The 17,230-nt window shown below is 54.8% G+C and carries 16 protein-coding genes; 9 read left to right on the forward strand and 7 right to left on the reverse strand.

What is annotated here, in order from left to right:
- Positions 1 to 49: 49 nt before the first annotated feature.
- Positions 50 to 1,003 carry a LysR family transcriptional regulator gene (locus M2406_RS17455; protein WP_218216798.1) on the reverse strand — a complete coding sequence of 318 codons (954 nt, stop codon included), beginning with the start codon at positions 1,001 to 1,003 and terminating at the stop codon, positions 50 to 52.
- A gap of 139 nt (positions 1,004 to 1,142) precedes the next feature.
- Here M2406_RS17455 and M2406_RS17460 point away from each other — a divergent pair, with 139 nt between their 5' ends.
- Entirely contained in the window at positions 1,143 to 2,312 is a 1,170-nt protein-coding gene (locus M2406_RS17460) for a M20 aminoacylase family protein (RefSeq protein WP_259190818.1), read from the forward strand.
- 36 nt (positions 2,313 to 2,348) lie between these two features.
- A complete protein-coding gene (locus M2406_RS17465) occupies positions 2,349 to 3,134 on the forward strand; it encodes an ABC transporter substrate-binding protein (RefSeq protein WP_115184296.1) in 786 nt (261 codons plus the stop codon).
- A 54-nt stretch (positions 3,135 to 3,188) separates the two neighbouring features.
- Here the strand turns inward: M2406_RS17465 and tmaR are convergent, their stop codons facing one another.
- From tmaR to M2406_RS17480, 3 genes are all read right to left on the reverse strand, one after another.
- Entirely contained in the window at positions 3,189 to 3,506 is a 318-nt protein-coding gene (gene tmaR, locus M2406_RS17470; RefSeq protein WP_012145924.1) for a PTS system regulator TmaR, read from the reverse strand.
- Positions 3,507 to 3,667: 161 nt separating this feature from the next.
- Positions 3,668 to 4,735: an FUSC family protein gene (locus tag M2406_RS17475; RefSeq protein WP_012145925.1), complete on the reverse strand. Its 1,068-nt coding sequence runs from the start codon at positions 4,733 to 4,735 to the stop codon at positions 3,668 to 3,670.
- A 98-nt stretch (positions 4,736 to 4,833) separates the two neighbouring features.
- Positions 4,834 to 5,601 (reverse strand): N-acetylmuramoyl-L-alanine amidase, encoded by a 768-nt coding sequence (locus M2406_RS17480; protein WP_259190820.1) that lies wholly within the window; start codon positions 5,599 to 5,601, stop codon positions 4,834 to 4,836.
- A gap of 203 nt (positions 5,602 to 5,804) precedes the next feature.
- Between M2406_RS17480 and M2406_RS17485 the strand changes: the two genes are divergently transcribed.
- Entirely contained in the window at positions 5,805 to 6,551 is a 747-nt protein-coding gene (locus tag M2406_RS17485) for a helix-turn-helix transcriptional regulator (RefSeq protein ID WP_012145927.1), read from the forward strand.
- A gap of 42 nt (positions 6,552 to 6,593) precedes the next feature.
- Here the strand turns inward: M2406_RS17485 and M2406_RS17490 are convergent, their stop codons facing one another.
- Positions 6,594 to 7,703 carry an SDR family oxidoreductase gene (locus tag M2406_RS17490; protein ID WP_112364108.1) on the reverse strand — a complete coding sequence of 370 codons (1,110 nt, stop codon included), beginning with the start codon at positions 7,701 to 7,703 and terminating at the stop codon, positions 6,594 to 6,596.
- Positions 7,704 to 7,960: 257 nt separating this feature from the next.
- Here M2406_RS17490 and M2406_RS17495 point away from each other — a divergent pair, with 257 nt between their 5' ends.
- From M2406_RS17495 to sbcB, 3 genes are all read left to right on the forward strand, one after another.
- Positions 7,961 to 8,170, forward strand: a complete 210-nt coding sequence (locus M2406_RS17495) for a hypothetical protein (RefSeq protein ID WP_017893428.1) — start codon at positions 7,961 to 7,963, stop codon at positions 8,168 to 8,170.
- A gap of 76 nt (positions 8,171 to 8,246) precedes the next feature.
- Entirely contained in the window at positions 8,247 to 8,438 is a 192-nt protein-coding gene (locus M2406_RS17500; protein WP_012145929.1) for a DNA polymerase III subunit theta, read from the forward strand.
- 99 nt (positions 8,439 to 8,537) lie between these two features.
- Positions 8,538 to 9,965 (forward strand): exodeoxyribonuclease I, encoded by a 1,428-nt coding sequence (sbcB, locus tag M2406_RS17505; protein WP_012145930.1) that lies wholly within the window; start codon positions 8,538 to 8,540, stop codon positions 9,963 to 9,965.
- Between the two features lie 55 nt (positions 9,966 to 10,020).
- Here the strand turns inward: sbcB and M2406_RS17510 are convergent, their stop codons facing one another.
- Positions 10,021 to 11,388, reverse strand: a complete 1,368-nt coding sequence (locus M2406_RS17510; protein WP_012145931.1) for an APC family permease — start codon at positions 11,386 to 11,388, stop codon at positions 10,021 to 10,023.
- A gap of 533 nt (positions 11,389 to 11,921) precedes the next feature.
- Positions 11,922 to 13,340: a glutamine synthetase family protein gene (locus M2406_RS17515; protein ID WP_259190832.1), complete on the reverse strand. Its 1,419-nt coding sequence runs from the start codon at positions 13,338 to 13,340 to the stop codon at positions 11,922 to 11,924.
- Between the two features lie 394 nt (positions 13,341 to 13,734).
- On the opposite strand from M2406_RS17515, the gene puuR reads away from it, so the two are divergent.
- The 3 genes from puuR to M2406_RS17530 all read left to right on the forward strand — a co-directional run bounded on the left by puuR (position 13,735) and on the right by M2406_RS17530 (position 17,003).
- Positions 13,735 to 14,292, forward strand: a complete 558-nt coding sequence (puuR, locus tag M2406_RS17520) for an HTH-type transcriptional regulator PuuR (protein ID WP_012145933.1) — start codon at positions 13,735 to 13,737, stop codon at positions 14,290 to 14,292.
- A gap of 207 nt (positions 14,293 to 14,499) precedes the next feature.
- Entirely contained in the window at positions 14,500 to 16,011 is a 1,512-nt protein-coding gene (locus tag M2406_RS17525; protein WP_259190837.1) for a sugar ABC transporter ATP-binding protein, read from the forward strand.
- Positions 16,008 to 17,003 (forward strand): ABC transporter permease, encoded by a 996-nt coding sequence (locus M2406_RS17530; RefSeq protein WP_012145935.1) that lies wholly within the window; start codon positions 16,008 to 16,010, stop codon positions 17,001 to 17,003. Before M2406_RS17525 ends, M2406_RS17530 begins: the two co-directional genes overlap by 4 nt.
- Positions 17,004 to 17,230 lie beyond the last annotated feature (227 nt).

A 17,230-nucleotide genomic window follows, 5' to 3' on the forward strand; every position in this document is an offset into this window, starting at 1 on the left:
AACCGACTGTCAGGATGCCCCAACAACTCGGAGCTCCCCCCCCTTCCACCTAAATCAACAACTTCACCCGATCATAAATAAGTCGATCCTCAAGCCGCGCGGAGCGAGCGTGCTGGCGCAGGGTGCGGATAAGGTTATCGATCAGGGCATGGGCGGCGGTGCTGAGTATGCTGTTACGCCGGGTGACGATATTCAACCGCGCCAGGTCACAGCCTTCCTGTAGCGCCAGCGGTTGCAGGCGTCCGGCAAACTGCGGTAGCCCGAGCAACGGTGCCGGGCACCAGGTGCACATGTCTGCCGACTCCACCATTGCTTGCAGCATGCCGAGGGAATGCGCATGAATAATGCGGTTCGGATCAAGCTGAGCGCCGTGTCGACTGAACAGTTGGTGGATTAAATCGTCATAATTTTCTGGGGTGTAATTCAGCACCCAGTCCTGCTCCAGCAATTGGTGGACTGAGGTGCTTTGGCCCAACGGATGGCCGTGGCGCACCATCACCGCCGTTTCATAATCCAGCAACGGCTCGCAATGAAACTCCTGCGGTGCCATCGAGGCCGGAAGCGGCGTGATGGCAAAATCCATCGTGCCCTCTCGCAGTTGGGATTGGGCGTTGGCCATCAGGCTTTCAAATAGCTCCAGTTTTACCCTCGGCATCTTTTTTCGAAAGGCCACCACCGCCGCCGGTAACACCGTCAACATCAGCCAGGGCGTGATCGCCACCTTCACCTGTTCTTGCGCCAACCCGCGCAGGCCCGCCATTTCATTGTTGGCCTGTTCCAGTTGGTTCAACACCAACCGGGCGTGCGCCAGCAGCGTTTTTCCGTAAGGTGTAAAACCCAGTCCGGCCGGCGTGCGGATCAGCAATGGCAGTTCCTGCTGCTGTTCCAGCTCACGCAGGGCACGCGTGACCGCCGCCTGTGAAAGCCCCAGTTGGCGTGCGGCGGCGCGGATGCTGCCACCGTCGGCACTGGCGACCAAGGCCTGTAACTGATGTAGTTTCATCACGCCCCCTGACAATCAAAGGTTGTCAGCATAACCGAACGGCGGCTCCCCGGGCAAAAGGTTGTTTGTTAGTCTCCGAAGTACCTTGTTCCCGGTTATCGATCGCGTCGGGAACCGAAAATTCACTTTGGATATCGCTATGAGCAATCCACTTGTTTTACCTGAAATAGCTGCCGTTCAACACGAAATGGTCGCCATTCGTCACCATATTCATGCGCATCCTGAACTGGGGTTCAATGAGTTTGCCACCAGCGATTTGGTGGCAAAACTGCTGACCGAATGGGGTTATCAGGTCACGCGCCATATAGGACAAACCGGGGTTGTCGCCACCCTGCAGCGCGGCGTGGGGAAATCTCTTGGCCTGCGGGCCGATATGGATGCATTGCCGATTGAAGAAACCAGCGGGTTGCCCTATGCCAGCACTCACAGCGGCGTGATGCATGCCTGCGGTCATGATGGCCACACCACCATGCTGCTGGCGGCGGCGCGTTATCTGGCGCACCACTCTGACTTTACCGGTACATTGCGGTTAATATTTCAGCCGGCGGAAGAAGGCGGCGGCGGCGCCCGGGTAATGATGGAAGACGGGCTGTTCGAGCGTTTTCCCTGCGACGCGGTGTTCGCCATGCACAACGTGCCCGGCCTCCCGGTCGGCCAACTGGGCTTCGCCAGCGGCCCTTTCATGTGCTCGGCCGATACCGTCAACATCACCCTGCATGGGCACGGCGGCCATGGCGCGGTGCCACAGCACACCGTCGATCCGGTGGTGGTCTGTGCCGCCATCGTGATGAGCCTGCAGACCATCGTCTCCAGAAATATCGATCCGCAGGAAACGGCAATTGTGACCGTAGGCGCGATCCAGGCCGGTCATGCCAGCAATGTCATCCCCTCGACCGCCACCATGACGCTGAGCGTGCGTGCGCTGAATGCCGATGTCCGTCAACGGTTGGAAGACCGCATTACGGCACTGGTGGAAGCGCAGGCCGTCAGTTTTGGTGCCAGGGCAGAGATTGATTACCAACAGGGTTATCCGGTGCTGGTAAACCACGCGGTGGCAACCGAGTTGGCACGTTCGGTCGCGCTGGAATGGGCCGGTGAAAGCCGGGTTATCGCCAACCTGCGCCCGATTACCGCCAGTGAGGACTTCGCTTTTATGCTGGAGAAATGCCCCGGCAGTTATATCTCAATTGGCAACGGGGAAAGCACGCCCGGGAATTCGCTGCATAACGCCGGTTACGATTTTAATGACGAGTGTTTGCCGATTGGCGCCACTTACTGGGTCAAGCTGGCGGAACGCTTCCTGGCTTAATCCCTTTTTGAACACCACTACGCTGAGGAAAACAAAATGAAAACAAAAAGTAGCCTGGTTTTATTGCTGCCACTGGCATTCAGTTTCGCCGCCCTTGGCGGGGAGTTCAGCGGCAAGGTGATTAAGCTGGGCATAGACCCCACCTTCCCGCCGCTGGAATACAAAACTGCGCAAGGAACCCTGACCGGGTTCGGTGTGGATATCGCTCAGGCGCTGTGCAATGAAATGCAGGCCAAGTGCGTGTGGGTCGAAAGCAGTTGGGACGGGATGATCCCGGGGTTGCAGGCAAAAAAGTTTGACGCCATCGCCTCGTCAATGACCATTACGCCGCAGCGCGAAAAGCAGATCTCCTTCTCGAACAAGGTGTCTAACGCCCCGGCACGCCTGGTGGCCCGCAAGGGTAGCGACCTGCAGCCCACGGCGGCTTCACTGAAAGGCAAATCAATTGGCGTGCAACAAGGCTCCAGCCAGGAAGCTTACGCAAACGCAATGTGGCGCCAGGCCGGCGTCAACGTGATTGCCTATCAGAGCCAACAGGAAGTGAATGAGGATCTGGCCAACGGCCGGTTGGACGCTTCGCTGCTGGCCAGCGTCAGCGCCAGCGAATTTTTCAAAACGCCCGGCGGCAAGGATTTTGCCTTTACCGGCGCGGAACTGAGCGACAGCAAATATTTTGGTATTGGCGATGGCATTGGCGTGCGTAAAGAGGACCGCGCATTACTTGATGCCTTCAACGCGGCGCTGAAAGCCATTATCGCCAACGGCACCTATAAGAAGGTGAACGATAAATACTTTGATTTTGATATGTACGGTAAAGGGTAGTAACTGAGGGGCAGATTAAAAGGGCCAGGCGAGCGCCTGGCCCGATAAAAACGGTTACTTCACTTCGCCCATAGCCTTCAGCTTTTTGGACAGTTCGCGACGTTCTTTAGACAGATCGGCATTTTTGATGATGTAGTCATCAACGCGATCTTCATAGTCGCTGCGCATGTTGGCAATGATGCCCTGAACATCTTCAATGCTCATGCCCGGTTTGATGTACTCACTCAGGTTATCGAGCAGCAGCACGCGCTTTTGGTTGTCGCGGACTTTCTTCTCGTTGTCGATAATTTCGCGTTGCAGCTTATTTTTACGTCGGAACATACGCACAAACTCCAGAACGTCCTGGAAACTCGGCTTATTTGCATTTTCCATCTTCATACCCTTGCTTTAGTAATACACAGATTCATTGGCTTACGGCCACAATGAGACCAAGATACAGGTTTGTGGCGCTCAGACACAACACTCATCGCCCTATCTTACCCACTTTACCGCCACGACAAAAACCCGAAGCGCCTGCTTCATGATCTGGCCCCCTATTCACGCTCGCCGGCGGTACACACCTTGAGCAAGTCACCCAGTTCTTCCAACTGCTGCGTCAGTTCCATGCTCAGCCATACGTAGCCGTAGATCGGCGCTTCACCATGCTGGCTGACGCTGGCCTCCTGCATCAGGGTTTTCAGCTCCGCAGCGATTTCGCTCAGTTCCCCTGCCGCCATCGCCTGCTGCGCCTGTGGGCCGTTACGCATGGTTTCCGCCAGCGCTTCCAATGAGCGTAGCGTCAACAGTTGCGCGCTGCGCAGGGTTTTGGCATTCAGCATAATAAAATGGGTTTCGCGCGAGGCCCAGTAAGCGTCGGCCAACAGCTCCAGCGTACAGACCAAATTGCGGCTCAGCGTCTGCACCGCTTCGAATACCGCTTTGGGGATATGGGTTTCTTTGCTGCTGGGCACAATCAGCCCGCGCAATTTGACCACCTGATTCAGCAAGTCTTTCAGCTGCGGCTCCAGCCGTGGTCTTTCGATCATATTCGGGGACAGGTAAGCGCCGTAGATCTTGCCCGCGCTTTGCAGGCAATCGGCCATCTGCATGCGCCACAGAATGTAGGCCCGCTGCGGATAAATGCTGGTGAACAACAGCGCCAGTAATGAGCCAAAAATCACGTCGCCACTGCGCCACAGCGCGGTATGCATATCACCGGCACCCGCGCCACAAACCACCGCCAGCGTAATGCCCACCAGCAATGCCATATAAGGCCGTTTGCCCAGCGTCAGGTAGCCGCAGAAAAACATCACGACGCCACACCACGCCAGCATTAGCGGTAGCGAATACAGTTCAAGATACAGGGCAATCAGACCGGAGGCGGCACCAAACACCGTGCCGGCAATACGCTGCAGCGCCCTTTGCAACACGTTGCCCCAAAAGGAAATCGGCCCCATCACCACCACCAGCGTAATCAACGGCCAGGTGCCTTCCGGCACTTCAAGCAGGCGGATTAGCAGGAAGGTCAGGATAAACGCCAGCCCAATGCGCACACCATGCACAATGCGGTAATGGCGGTAAGTCAGACGTTCAAACGACGATATTTTTCTGTCGAGGCGCACAATGCATCCCGTTATCGATGGCGAGAAAGGATATCAGTTTAGCGGAGGAAGGCAGGCTGAAAAAGGCGGATAAGGCGTCCCCTATCCGAAGTCAGACGTTAAGCGGCATATTTATCCACCAGCGCACGCAAAATGGCGGCGGTTTCCACATCCATCACTCCGTCATACTTTCGTTGACGGAAATGCAGCTGGAAGGCCCGCACCAGTTGGCGATAACCTTCGGCATTGGTCGCTGCCGAGGTGTCGTAACCGTATTTAGCGAACAGCGCCAGCAAATCAGGCTGTGCCGGCAGGCCCTGGCACTGATATTCATGCTGGTGACGATGCTTTACTGCTTCGTCATACCAGGCGCCTACACCTGCCAGATATAGCTGGTGCCACGGAAACTTTGGGCCTGGATCACTTTTGCGGCCCGGAGCAATATCGGAATGCGCCACCACGTTGACCGGCGTGATATCCGGATAGCGTTGCAGAATGTTCTGCGCCAGTTGGCTGACCGCGGCAATCTGCTGCGGGTTAAACGGCGGGAAGGTAATGTCTTCGCCATCGCCGCTGGCCAGATTGACGATCTCAATGCCAATGGACGTATCGTTAAGATTATTGCGATTGCCCCACTGACTGGCCCCGGCATGCCAGGCGCGTTCCACTTCATCGACCAGGTTGAAAATGCGCACGCCGTTGAAACCGGCGGCCTGATAACTTTGATCTTCAGGATCCGGCACCAGATAATGGGCGCTGACCGACTTACCGGTCAGTGACTGCACCGAATCGGCAAAGTTTTGCGCCGTGTAATGCAGCACCAGAAAACGCACCCGGTGGCCAAAGCTGGCTACCGAACGGTAGCTGTTGTAATCCATACTGAACATAATAGATTCCTTGTTGGTTAAACTCGCGTGCCACAGCATTGCAGGATCCGTTCCGCTCAAACGGCCGCAACGTACAGCGACCCTACAATGTCTTTGCGGACCATGTCCACCCGTTCATGTTTAGCTAATTGCTAAAGTTAAAGCAAGAAATATTTAGTGAAAGCAATATTTACCTTTTTGCTAAAGAGTGCGATCATCCGACGATGGAAACCAAAGAAATAAGACGCAATAATTTGCGCGAGCTGATGGCCAGCTACGCCCGACAGGGTGTCAACCAGAACGAGTTTGCGCTGCTGGTAGAGTCCTCTTCGCCGACGCTGAGCCAAATCAGCGGTGAAAAGTCTTCCCGCAATCTGGGTGATAACCTCGCCAGGCGGATCGAGGCCAAACTGAACCTGCCCAAGGGCTGGTTTGACGTTTTCCATGAAAAACAGCTGGTGCGGCCGTTTGATAACGTAGCGGCAGAGTCGGATTTTCAACCCGCCCGCCTCAAGCCGGTGGTCTGGGAAGACACCGAACAGGACAAGGAAGAGTTTGTGGAAATTCCCCTGCTGGATATTAATTTCTCGGCCGGCGATGGCTGTTATGAAATCGTCGATCGCGAAGAATTTTCGCTAATCTTCCGTCGCTACTATCTGCACAAGATGGGGGTGGCGGTGAATGCCGCACGCATCATCCGCATTTCCGGCTCCAGTATGGAACCGCGCCTGCAAGACGGTGATGTGGTAGGGATTAATACCGATGACACACGTATTCGCGAAGGCAAAACCTACGCTATTCGTCATGGCAATCTGCTGCGGGTAAAAGTGTTGATCGAACAGCCCGACGGCGGTGTCACTATTCGCTCCCTGAACCGGGAAGAGTACCAGGACGAACACCTGAGTTACCCGCAGCGCAAAGACCAACTGGTGGTGCTGGGCCGCGTTTTCTGGTCGTCTTCGTCCTGGTAATGAGGCGGATACAGTCAGGCGCCGCCAATCGGCGCCGTGCTGTTATTTGAAATCTACCACCATTTGCTGCTGGATAGACAAACCGCGGGTCGACTGTACGCAACAGTCAATGTAGTCGGTAAAACGCGGGGGTTTCGGCATGCCCAGCTTAAGAATTTTATCGTTACTGAAACGCACGTTAAGCATGGCGAAGGATCCGTACAGGCGCATCGCCTTCAGCATCAGTCGTTCGTTACAAGGCCCGAAAATATCCTTCAGTTGCTTACGCATCTTCAGCAGCGCTTCGTAGCTGACCTGCGCGTAATGATCGCCAAGCGGCGGTTTTTCCAGCGCGGCGGCAATGGCCCGGTCTATATCCGCAAAGCTGACGCTGCTCTCTTCACCGGCCGAGATATGATAAACATCATTATCCAGCGTTTCGCTGTTCAACAGCATCACCAGCGCATCGGCACAGTAATCGACCGGGATCACGTCGATGTTGTCCTGCAGTGAACACATAAACTTGCGCAGCATCAGCGCCATGCTGAACACCCAAAAAATACTGCTGGAAGGCTGACAACCCAGGCGAGTATGCCCCACCACGATCGAAGGACGGGCAATCACCAGCGGCAGCTGCGGACAGCGTTGGCGCATTAGCTGCTCGATGGTCGATTTGGAGCGGGTGTATTCCACCAAATGCTCGGCGGTTTCTTCAAATTCACCGCTCTCTGCCACCAGAGAACCCGGTTCCGGCGCACAGGACATGGCGGTACCCACGTGCAGGAAACGTTTTAATCCAGACACCTGCGCCATTCTCTCGGCAAAGGCCAGCGTACCTTCGACGTTCACCTTCCAAATAAGAGGGTTGTTGCCAAACGAGGCTACTGCGGCACAATTAATAACGTGCGTTACATTGTTAATTCGTGTGTCTGCCAAAAACTCAGCAGGCTCACCTAAATCGCCCAACAATATATTTTCTATCGTGATCTTTGAAAATAAATCAGCATCAATATTAAACTTTTCCATATTCAATCGAATACGTTCCAGTCCCTGCTGTGCATTTTCAGCCCGCACTAACAGAAGATAGTTAATAGACTGATTTTCTTTAATTAGTTTCTCGAGAACTGCACCACCGAGAAAGCCGGTAGCACCGGTTAACAGCAGAGTTTTCATAATACGTATCCACATTGGTATTGAATGATGCTGATTGTATGTGGAAACAATTAAACGAATACTAAATAAAACTCAGTGGCATCTACTTATCTTTTCTTAATATTATCTTAAGGAATGTTCTGAAACATCACGAAGGTATTTGGTAACACATTAACCAAAAAACAAACCATAATAATGTGGCCGTTGACATTCCATTGAGAGAAACTCTGATTTAATTTCCTGGCAAATTCTATTACCTTTTCTCATCCGGAGTATTTATGAGCTATAACCAAAAAGTCTGGTTGGGCATCCTGGTGCTGTGCAGCGTTTTCTGGCTGGCGGTGATCGGCAGCGTTTTCTCGGCCCACAGGGCCTTCGAGCACGCTAATCTGCAAAACCGGCAGGAATTTACGGTCAGATACTCGCAACATGTTCAGGGTGCAGCGGCTCCAGGCCACGGCCTCCAGGCACAGTCACCCACATCTTGAGTCTCCCCCCAGAATGGGGTAGGGACAAGCGCGGCTAACGATCCTATGATGCCCCAGGAATCACAGGGAGAATAATATGGGTCGAAAGCTGGATAGCTTACCGCAAGCAGAACGTGAAAAAATTGAAGTCGATTTACTGGCCCTCAGCGTCATTTACAACGAACGCTATGGCATTACCGTCAATGACGCCAGCAATGCCGAACAACAGGTGCCCGATTATTTACGCCCCTACTTTCATTTACGCCTGAACTACTATCGCGGTGCGTAATACAGCGCATTTCGGTGATTAACACTAACGACCGCTTGGCATCGTTCATCTCGCCGTTACAATAGGGGCATATTCCCTACGCACGCGAGAGATGCGATTTTGAGCAGCAAGGCACCGGCCACATTCTACATCCACGACTACGAGACCTTCGGCATAAGCCCATCGATGGACCGCCCGGCGCAGTTTGCCGGCGTGCGTACCGATATGGATTTCAATATTATCGAAGAGCCGCTGGTCATCTACTGCACCCCGGCCGATGACTACCTGCCCGATCCCGAAGCGGTGATGATCACCGGTATTACGCCGCAACTGGCACTGGCCAAGGGCGTTAACGAAGCCGAGTTTACGCGGCAAATTCATCAGGCATTTAGCGTGCCCGGCACCTGTATTCTGGGTTACAACAATATCCGCTTTGATGACGAAGTCAGTCGCAATATTTTCTACCGCAACTTCTACGATCCCTATGCTTACAGTTGGCAGAATGGCAACTCACGCTGGGATCTGCTCGACGTTATGCGTGCCTGTTATGCACTGCGCCCGGACGGCATCGTCTGGCCGGAGAACGAAGATGGCTTCCCCAGCTTCCGTCTGGAGCACCTGACCCGCGCCAACGGCGTCGAACATGAGCATGCCCATGACGCTATGTCGGACGTTTACGCCACCATTGCCATGGCCAAACTGGTCAAGCAGGCGCAGCCACGGTTATTTGATTTCCTGTTGCAGCACCGCAACAAACATAAGCTGAACGCGCTGATCGACATCGCAGAAATGACGCCGTTGGTACACGTTTCCGGCATGTTCGGCGCGGCACGTGGCAACACCAGTTGGGTATCGCCGCTGGCCTGGCACCCGGACAACAAGAATGCGGTGATCATGTGCGATTTGGCCGGTGATATGACGCCATTGCTGACGCTGAGCGCCGACGAGCTGCGTGAACGGCTGTATACCCGCCGTGAAGATCTGGCCCCCGGCCAATCGCCGGTGCCGATCAAACTGGTACATATCAACAAATGTCCGGTGCTGGCACCGGCGAAAACCCTGTTGCCGGAAAACGCCGAGCGGCTGGGTATCGATCGTCAGGCCTGCCTGCAAAACCTGCAACTGTTGCGCCAGCATCCGCAAGTGCGCGAAAAAGTGGTCGCACTGTTCGCCGATGCCGAGCCTTTCAAGGGTTCTGATGATGTCGATGCGCGGCTGTACGACGGTTTCTTCAGCGATGCCGATAAGGCAACGATGAAAATTATCCAGCAAACCAAGCCGCAGAACCTGCCGGCGCTGGATTTGACCTTCAACGATGGCCGTCTGAAAGAGCTGCTGTTCCGTTTCCGCGCCCGCAACTACCCCAATACGCTCGATGACACCGAGCAACGCCGCTGGTTACAGCATCGTCAGGAAGCCTTAAGCGCCGAGCGGGTGCAGAGCTATGTCCTGCAACTGGAGTCGCTGTATAACCTGCATGAAGGCGATCAAGAGAAGACCGCGCTGTTGAAAGCGCTGTTTGAATACGGCAAAGAGCTGGTCGGCTGACAAAAACAACAAAGGGCGCCCCAAGGCGCCCTTCTTAATACTTACTGAATAAAGCTTAGGCTACGTCTTCGCTAGCCTGTGGTACCGGCAGGCGGAAGCTGCGCGTGACAAAGGCCAGATAAATCAGGCCAATTGCCGCCCACACCAGGCCCAGCGTCATTGAGCTGGCTTCCAGATTCAGCCACAGCGCACCCACGGTCAGCGCACCCATAATTGGCAGGATCAGGTAGTTAAAAGTGTCTTTAACGGTACGGTTCAGCTTGTCGCGAATATAGAACTGCGAGATCACCGACAGGTTCACAAAGGTAAACGCCACCAGCGCACCGAAGTTAATCAGCGCCGTTGCGGTAACCAGATCAAACGAAACCGCAGACAACGCAATCACGCCGACCAGCAGCACGTTCAGTGCCGGGGTACGCCATTTCGGGTGCACATAACCGAAGAAACGCTCCGGGAATACGCCATCACGACCCATTACATACATCAGACGCGAAACACCGGCGTGAGATGCCATGCCAGAAGCCAGCACGGTCACGCAGGAGAACACCAGGATCACCGACTGGAAGAACTTGCCGGCCACGTAGAGCATGATTTCCGGCTGGGACGCATCGGGATCTTTAAAGCGTGAAATGTCCGGGAAGTACAACTGCACAAAGTAGGACACCACGATAAAGATGATACCGCCGATCAACGCCGTCAGGAAAATGGCTTTCGGGATCACGTTCTCTGCGTCTTTGGTTTCTTCCGACAGCGAACTGATACCGTCAAAACCGAGGAACGAGAAGCACAGAATGGTCGCACCGGTAATCATCGGCACCACGTGCGCACCCTCAGACCAGAACGGACGGCTGCTGATCAGCGTACCGGCACCTTCACCATGTGAAATGCCGTTCACTACCAGGAACAGGAACACGATCATGATCGCCACCTGCACCACCACGATAATGGAGTTCAGGTTCGCCACCAGCTTGATGCCGCGCAGGTTGAACAGCGTCATCAGCGCGACCAGTGCCGCCACGAAGATCCACGAAGGCACACCCGGGAAAATGGCTTCCAGGTAAATCTTGGCCAACAGAATGTTGATCATCGGCATGAACAGGTAGTCCAGCAGCGACGACCAGCCCACCATAAAGCCGACGTGCGGGCTGATGGCTTTCTGGGCATAGGTATAGGCAGAACCGGCGGACGGGAATTTCCGTACCAGTTTGCCGTAGCTCAGTGCGGTAAACAGGACCGCCAGCAGAGCAAAGGCGTACGCAGTGGCGACGTGACCATCGGTCAGGCCGGATACGATGCCAAAGGTATCGAAGATGGTCATTGGCTGCAGGTAAGCCAGCCCCATCATCACTACCGGAACTAAAGTCAGGGTTTTACGCAGCTGTGCGCGTTCAGCCGGAGCGGCATTGATGATGTTATCGGACATGACGCAGCCCCCCCTTACCTTCGGTCTTGCGGAGCGTAGACACGCCAAGACTTAAGGTTGCGGGGAAACTTCGCAACTTGCGACTGAATTCAAAAAGAAGGGGATTGGAAGCTGGATAACGAGTCAAGGCGGCCTTGGCTGCTCCATAATCGCTGCGACCGCAGCGGAAACCGGCGGGCACCGGTGCTAAAGTGAAAAATTGCCCCATCTTTCTTATCCTCATGAGTCACGACCATAAAGTTTTATTTGATCGCGCACGAAACTATTTATCTATCCGGATCGGTGTCCGGCCTCGCTTGGTGTATGAAACGCACAGTTTGTAAAACACAAATGCAAAAAAAATAACCGACGCGTTAAAACGTCGGCTATCTGCATTAAGGATATTTTGCACCAGAAACCCTCCTGATGACAAGATCAGGAAGGCCCGTTACACAAATTCTTTTCGCGATCGTTCGGAAAACAACCCTTACAGGTGAATTAATCCGCTATCGTTCTATCGCCTATCAAGTTAATGACGCACATTTTACGCCGCTTCAGGCATTTTTCAACATCCAGTCAATCTCGGTTTCCGTCACCAGTCGCTCAAACTGCATCAGTTCGTCCAGCTTGCAGGCGTGGTAAACGTGGGCAAAACGTTCGCCCAGATACTGCGTCAGTTCATGCTGGTGCTCAAACTCGTACAGGGCGTCGCTTTGACGGATCGGGAACGGCAGCCCTTCCTGCTCCAGCCCGTTGCCGGTCACCGGCTCAGGCAAGGGCAATTCGTTGTCCAGGCCGTAAAGAATGCCTGACAGTATCGCCGCCACCACCAGATAAGGGTTGGCATCGGCACCCGCAACGCGGTATTCCACCCGATGATTTTCCGGTTCGCCACACGGGATGCGCAGTGCAACGGTGCGATTGTTGTGCCCCCATGATGCCTGGGTAGGCACATACATGCCCGGCTGGAAACGGCGAAAAGCGTTCACATTGGGCGCCAGCAGCGCCATGGAGGCCGGCATTAGGGTGATCATCCCGGCCAGCGCGCGGTGCAGCAAGGGTGAGTCTTCTCCGTCTGCTTGCGCGAACAGGTTGTTGCCGTTGCCGTCCAGCATGCTGATATGCACGTGCATGCCACTACCGGCGTATTCTTCATAGGGTTTGGCCATAAAAGTGGCGTGCAAATGATGATTTTCCGCCACCATCCGCACCAGTCGCTTTAACCCCAGTGCATGGTCACAGGCCAGCAACACGTTATCGGTATGCTGCAGATTCACCTCGAACTGGCCGGGGGACGCCTCCGCCACCGCACCGTCTGCCGGTAAGCCCTGCATCTGCGCCAGCGTGTCGATGTCGTTGAGCACTTCGGCAAAATGATTCAGGTTATCCAGCGAGTAAACCTGGCTCTGCATGTTACGCTCCTGGGTACCGGGCGCACAGGGGGGCTGCAAATACCCCTCAGAGTCTCGCTGCCTGTCAATGAGATAGAACTCCAACTCTACCGCTACCACCGGGAACATGCCGCGCTGGCGCAACGCCTGCCACACTCGATTCAGGACATTACGGGGTTCAACGTCAAAGGGAGTGCCATCTTCATCCAGCATGGTCAGTAATACCTGACCGATATTATCCGGGTCCGCCGCTGAGGGAGTCAGTGAACCCGACACCGGCATGCATACACGGTCCGGTTCACCCAGTTCCTGGCCCAGGCCCGCCTCTTCCACCACATTGCCCAAAATATCCATAGCGAATACCGAGGCGGGGAAGTAACAGCCTTTTTCCAATTTTTTCAGTCCGGAGACAGGGATGCGTTTACCGCGGAAGGAACCATTCAGATCAGTGAGAAGGATATCGATATACTGCGTTGAGGGGTGGCGTTCCAAATAATGAGCAACCTCACGTTGGAACGCGCTACTTCGCCTCTCTTCATTATGCTGTGCAAAATTTTCAACTGCTGCGATATTGGTTTGCATACATCACCCGCCATTATGCTCTGAGAACGCGTTCGCGTTCACCTGCCGATAGGTTCAACACATGGTCTGATTTCTCTGTAGACTGCGCCAGAACTGGCGCTCAAAATAACATCCATAATATGAAACATAGCCTTAACACAAATGGTTTGCAAATGTTACAATCCTGTTTAATTATTCGCCACCGACTGCTAAATTGATAAAATATTGACCGAAAAGGCGTTAACTGCTTTTTTGTGTGCAGAATTTCTTCCGCCAGAACGGGGGTGGTGATGGGCAATATATTTTCCAAATTGGTCGCAACTACCGATATCATGTTGTGTCGAAGCCACTCGGACAGGTACCTGACACCGATATTCATTTCAGCCTGTCGTCCCTACCAGAAGGAAGTCCCTCTATGAGCGAAGTCAGCTTGGCGCCGGGTAAGCGCCTGTCACAGATCCGTCTGCAATTGGGTTTGTCGCAGCGCCGGGTCGCCGAACTGTCCGGGTTAACCCACAGCGCAATCAGCACCATCGAGCAGGACAAGGTCAGTCCGGCCATCAGTACGCTGCAAAAGTTGCTGAAGGTCTATGGACTGTCGCTGTCTGCATTCTTTGCCGAGCCAGAGGCCGCCAATGAACCCAAAGTGGTGATCGAGGCCGAAGACCTGATCGAAATCGGCAGTCAGGGTGTCTCGATGAAGCTGGTACACAACGGCAACCCAACCCGCAATCTGGCAATGATGCTGGAAACCTACCAGCCCGGCACCACCACCGGAGAGAAAATCAAGCACCAGGGCGAGGAGATCGGTACCCTGCTGGAAGGCGAGATTATGCTGACCATCAACGGTCAGACTCACTGCCTGACCGCCGGTCAGAGCTATGCCATCAACACCGGCATTCCCCACAGTTTCAGCAATACCTCGGCGCGCGTCTGTCGCATCGTCAGCGCCCATACCCCGACGACCTTCTGATAAACCGGACCAGGGGATGGCGCTATCAGCGATTCCCTTTCCGCGGCATCCCGTTCAGTTTTGCCATCGCCTCTGAACGGGCGCCCTCATCGGCGAAAGATTATTTTCATCCTGGTTATGCCATTTAGTTTGTTGAGAAAAACAAAATCTGTGTTACAAAATACTCACTTTAGCCATCTAAACACCTAAACGTCTTTTAATCACACTATGCCAACCCATACGCCCTCACGCCTCGAGATGCGCAATATCTCGATCGCCTTTGCCGGCTTCAACGCACTGCAAAACGTCGACTTCACCCTGCAGGGCGGCTCTACCCATGCGCTGGTCGGCGCTAACGGTGCGGGTAAGTCCACGCTGATGGCGATACTTTCCGGCGCGCACAATCATTACCGTGGCGAGATCTTTATCGACGGGCAAAAAGTGGATATCCATTCGCCGCTGCAGGCGCGCCAATATGGGATCCATGTGGTGCAGCAGGAAGTGGATGTGGCGCTGATCCCTACGCTGTCGGTGGCGGAAAATATCATGCTCGACTGGCTAAATGAGCCGGGGCATTTGCTGAACTGGGCGCAACTGTACCGCCAGGCGGCGCAGTTACTGGCCCAGTTGGATCTAACCATTAACCTGCGTCAGCGATTGACAGAGTGCACGCTGGCGGAAAAACAGCAGGTGCTGCTGGCGCGTGCGTTGTCCCACCGCTGCCGTTTCCTGGTGCTCGATGAACCTACCGCCCCGCTCGATCGCGCCGAAAGCGAACGGCTGTTCCGCGTGGTGCGCCGCCTTAAGTCCGAAGGTATTGGCGTGGTGTTTATTTCACACCGTATTCATGAACTGAGCGAAATTTGCGACCGCCTGACGGTGCTGCGGGATGGTCGCCACGTCAGCGAAGACGCCATGCAGGGCCTGAGCGGTGAGCAGATAGTCGAGAAAATGCTCGGTCATCAGTTGAATGATATCTTCCCGCCGCCGCGCCCACCGCACGGTTCCCGCCCGCTGCTGCAGGTGGAGGGTCTGAACGATCGTCACAAGCTGCGCGACGTCAGCCTGCGGCTGCATCAGGGGGAAATCCTCGGCATTGCCGGACTGGCCGGGGCAGGCAAAACCGAACTGTGCAAGGCGCTGTTTGGCGCCACGCCGGCACGGGTTGAACAAGGCGAACTGCTGGGTAAACCCTGGGCCCCGCGTGCGCCGCACCTTAGCGTCGAACAAGGGCTGGCGCTGGTGCCGGAAGAGCGGCGTAAAGAAGGCATTTTTATTGATGAAGCCATCCCGATGAACCTGAGCGTCAGCGCCGACGACAGTTTTTCACGCTGGAGCCTGTTCAGCCGTCGTCAGGAACTGCGCTGGGCGCGGGATATCATGCAGCGCCTGAATATTCGCGCCTCCGGTCCACAGCAGCGGCTGGCCAGGCTTTCCGGCGGCAACCAGCAAAAAGTGGCCATTGGCAAATGGTTACGCGGCGACGCCAAAGTGCTGATTTTCGATGAACCCACCAAGGGAGTGGATATCAAGGCCAAACAGGAATTATTCACCCTGATCGACGGCCTGGCGCGCGACGGCAAAGGCATTATCTATGCTTCCGGCGAATTTTCGGAGCTGGTCGGTTTATGCGATCGCATCTGCGTGCTGTGGGATGGCCGGGTAGTGGCGGAAATTGACGCCGCCGAGATTGATGAAGAAACCCTATTACTGTATTCCACCGGAGGAACCCCAGCGTGAGTAAAGAATTATCCCTGCAGAATGCGCAACCCTGGCGCCATCAGCTGTTTGAGTTTCTCTACAAGTGGGGGATGTTACTCACTGTTGTCGCGCTGATAGCCCTGTTCGGGCTGGCGTCGGACAACTTTCTCGATCCCAACAACATCATCAATATCTTACGCTCGATCGCCATCGTCACGGTGATCGCCATCGGAGTCTCCATCTCACTGTCGGTCGGCGGATTTGACCTTTCCGTCGGTTCTACCGCGTCACTGGCCAACGCCCTGGTGGTTTCGCTGTTTGTCTGGTACGGCTTCGGCACTACCGGCGCGATTGTGCTGACGTTGCTGATTTGCACGCTGGTCGGGCTGTTCAACGCTTTCCTGATCGTGGTGCTGAAAATTCCCGATATGCTGGCAACCCTGGCCAGCCTGTTTGTGATCCAGGGCGTGGCGATGACCTACAGCTATGGCGGATCCATCACCCAAAATATGCTGCTGCCGAACGGTGACATGGCAGAAGGCCTGATCCCGGAGATTTTCTCGTCTTTGGGCCAGGTGCCGGTGATCGTGCTGATTATGCTGGCGGTCACCGTTGTGGTGCAGCTGTTTCTGTCGCTGACCAAGCATGGTCGCCGCATGTACGCCATCGGCGGTAATCCGGAAGCGGCACGCCTGTCGGGCATTCGCACCGTACGTTACAGGGTTGCTGCCTATGTCATTTCTGCCCTGCTGGCCTCGCTTGGCGGCATACTGCTGGCGTCACGTATTGGTTCGTCGCAGGTCAATGCCGGTGGCGGTTATCTGATGGATGCGGTCGCCGCCGCCTACATTGGTTTTTCGCTGGCCGGCTCCGGCAAGCCCAACGCGCTCGGCACGCTGGTCGGTGCGGTGATCCTCGGCGTACTGCAAAACGGCCTGGTGATGCTCTCCGTCCCCTACTACGCGATGGACATTATCAAAGGCCTGGTGCTGGCCCTGGCGTTGGCAATTACCTACATCCAGAAACGCTGATTCTGCCCGGCGCACGCCCTGCTGCGCCGGTTTTCCCCTCAATTCATCAATTCATACGTTAGTTCCCCTTTCCTTTTATAAGTATACAAATGATACGAATTATCATTTGCGTTTACATTTTGTTTGAAATCCTTACAATGGCCTGACGAAATACTGCCGGAACGACGAATCTCGCAACGACGAGACTGCGTTTCTACTTATTATTCAAAACGTTAAAGCGACACTTT

It is taken from the genome of Serratia sp. BIGb0163 (assembly GCF_024809935.1).
Lineage (GTDB): Bacteria > Pseudomonadota > Gammaproteobacteria > Enterobacterales > Enterobacteriaceae > Serratia > Serratia quinivorans.

What these genes read in the sequence shown, in the direction of transcription:
- M2406_RS17525 (WP_259190837.1), top strand. Translation starts at nt 14,500, where the DNA reads ATGCCAACCCATACGCCCTCACGCCTCGAGATGCGCAATATCTCGATC.
- puuR (WP_012145933.1), top strand. Translation starts at nt 13,735, where the DNA reads ATGAGCGAAGTCAGCTTGGCGCCGGGTAAGCGCCTGTCACAGATCCGT.
- tmaR (WP_012145924.1), bottom strand. Translation starts at nt 3,506, where the DNA reads ATGGAAAATGCAAATAAGCCGAGTTTCCAGGACGTTCTGGAGTTTGTG.
- M2406_RS17510 (WP_012145931.1), bottom strand. Translation starts at nt 11,388, where the DNA reads ATGTCCGATAACATCATCAATGCCGCTCCGGCTGAACGCGCACAGCTG.
- M2406_RS17500 (WP_012145929.1), top strand. Translation starts at nt 8,247, where the DNA reads ATGGGTCGAAAGCTGGATAGCTTACCGCAAGCAGAACGTGAAAAAATT.
- M2406_RS17490 (WP_112364108.1), bottom strand. Translation starts at nt 7,703, where the DNA reads ATGAAAACTCTGCTGTTAACCGGTGCTACCGGCTTTCTCGGTGGTGCA.
- M2406_RS17495 (WP_017893428.1), top strand. Translation starts at nt 7,961, where the DNA reads ATGAGCTATAACCAAAAAGTCTGGTTGGGCATCCTGGTGCTGTGCAGC.
- M2406_RS17460 (WP_259190818.1), top strand. Translation starts at nt 1,143, where the DNA reads ATGAGCAATCCACTTGTTTTACCTGAAATAGCTGCCGTTCAACACGAA.
- M2406_RS17480 (WP_259190820.1), bottom strand. Translation starts at nt 5,601, where the DNA reads ATGTTCAGTATGGATTACAACAGCTACCGTTCGGTAGCCAGCTTTGGC.
- M2406_RS17485 (WP_012145927.1), top strand. Translation starts at nt 5,805, where the DNA reads ATGGAAACCAAAGAAATAAGACGCAATAATTTGCGCGAGCTGATGGCC.
- M2406_RS17465 (WP_115184296.1), top strand. Translation starts at nt 2,349, where the DNA reads ATGAAAACAAAAAGTAGCCTGGTTTTATTGCTGCCACTGGCATTCAGT.
- M2406_RS17515 (WP_259190832.1), bottom strand. Translation starts at nt 13,340, where the DNA reads ATGCAAACCAATATCGCAGCAGTTGAAAATTTTGCACAGCATAATGAA.
- M2406_RS17455 (WP_218216798.1), bottom strand. Translation starts at nt 1,003, where the DNA reads ATGAAACTACATCAGTTACAGGCCTTGGTCGCCAGTGCCGACGGTGGC.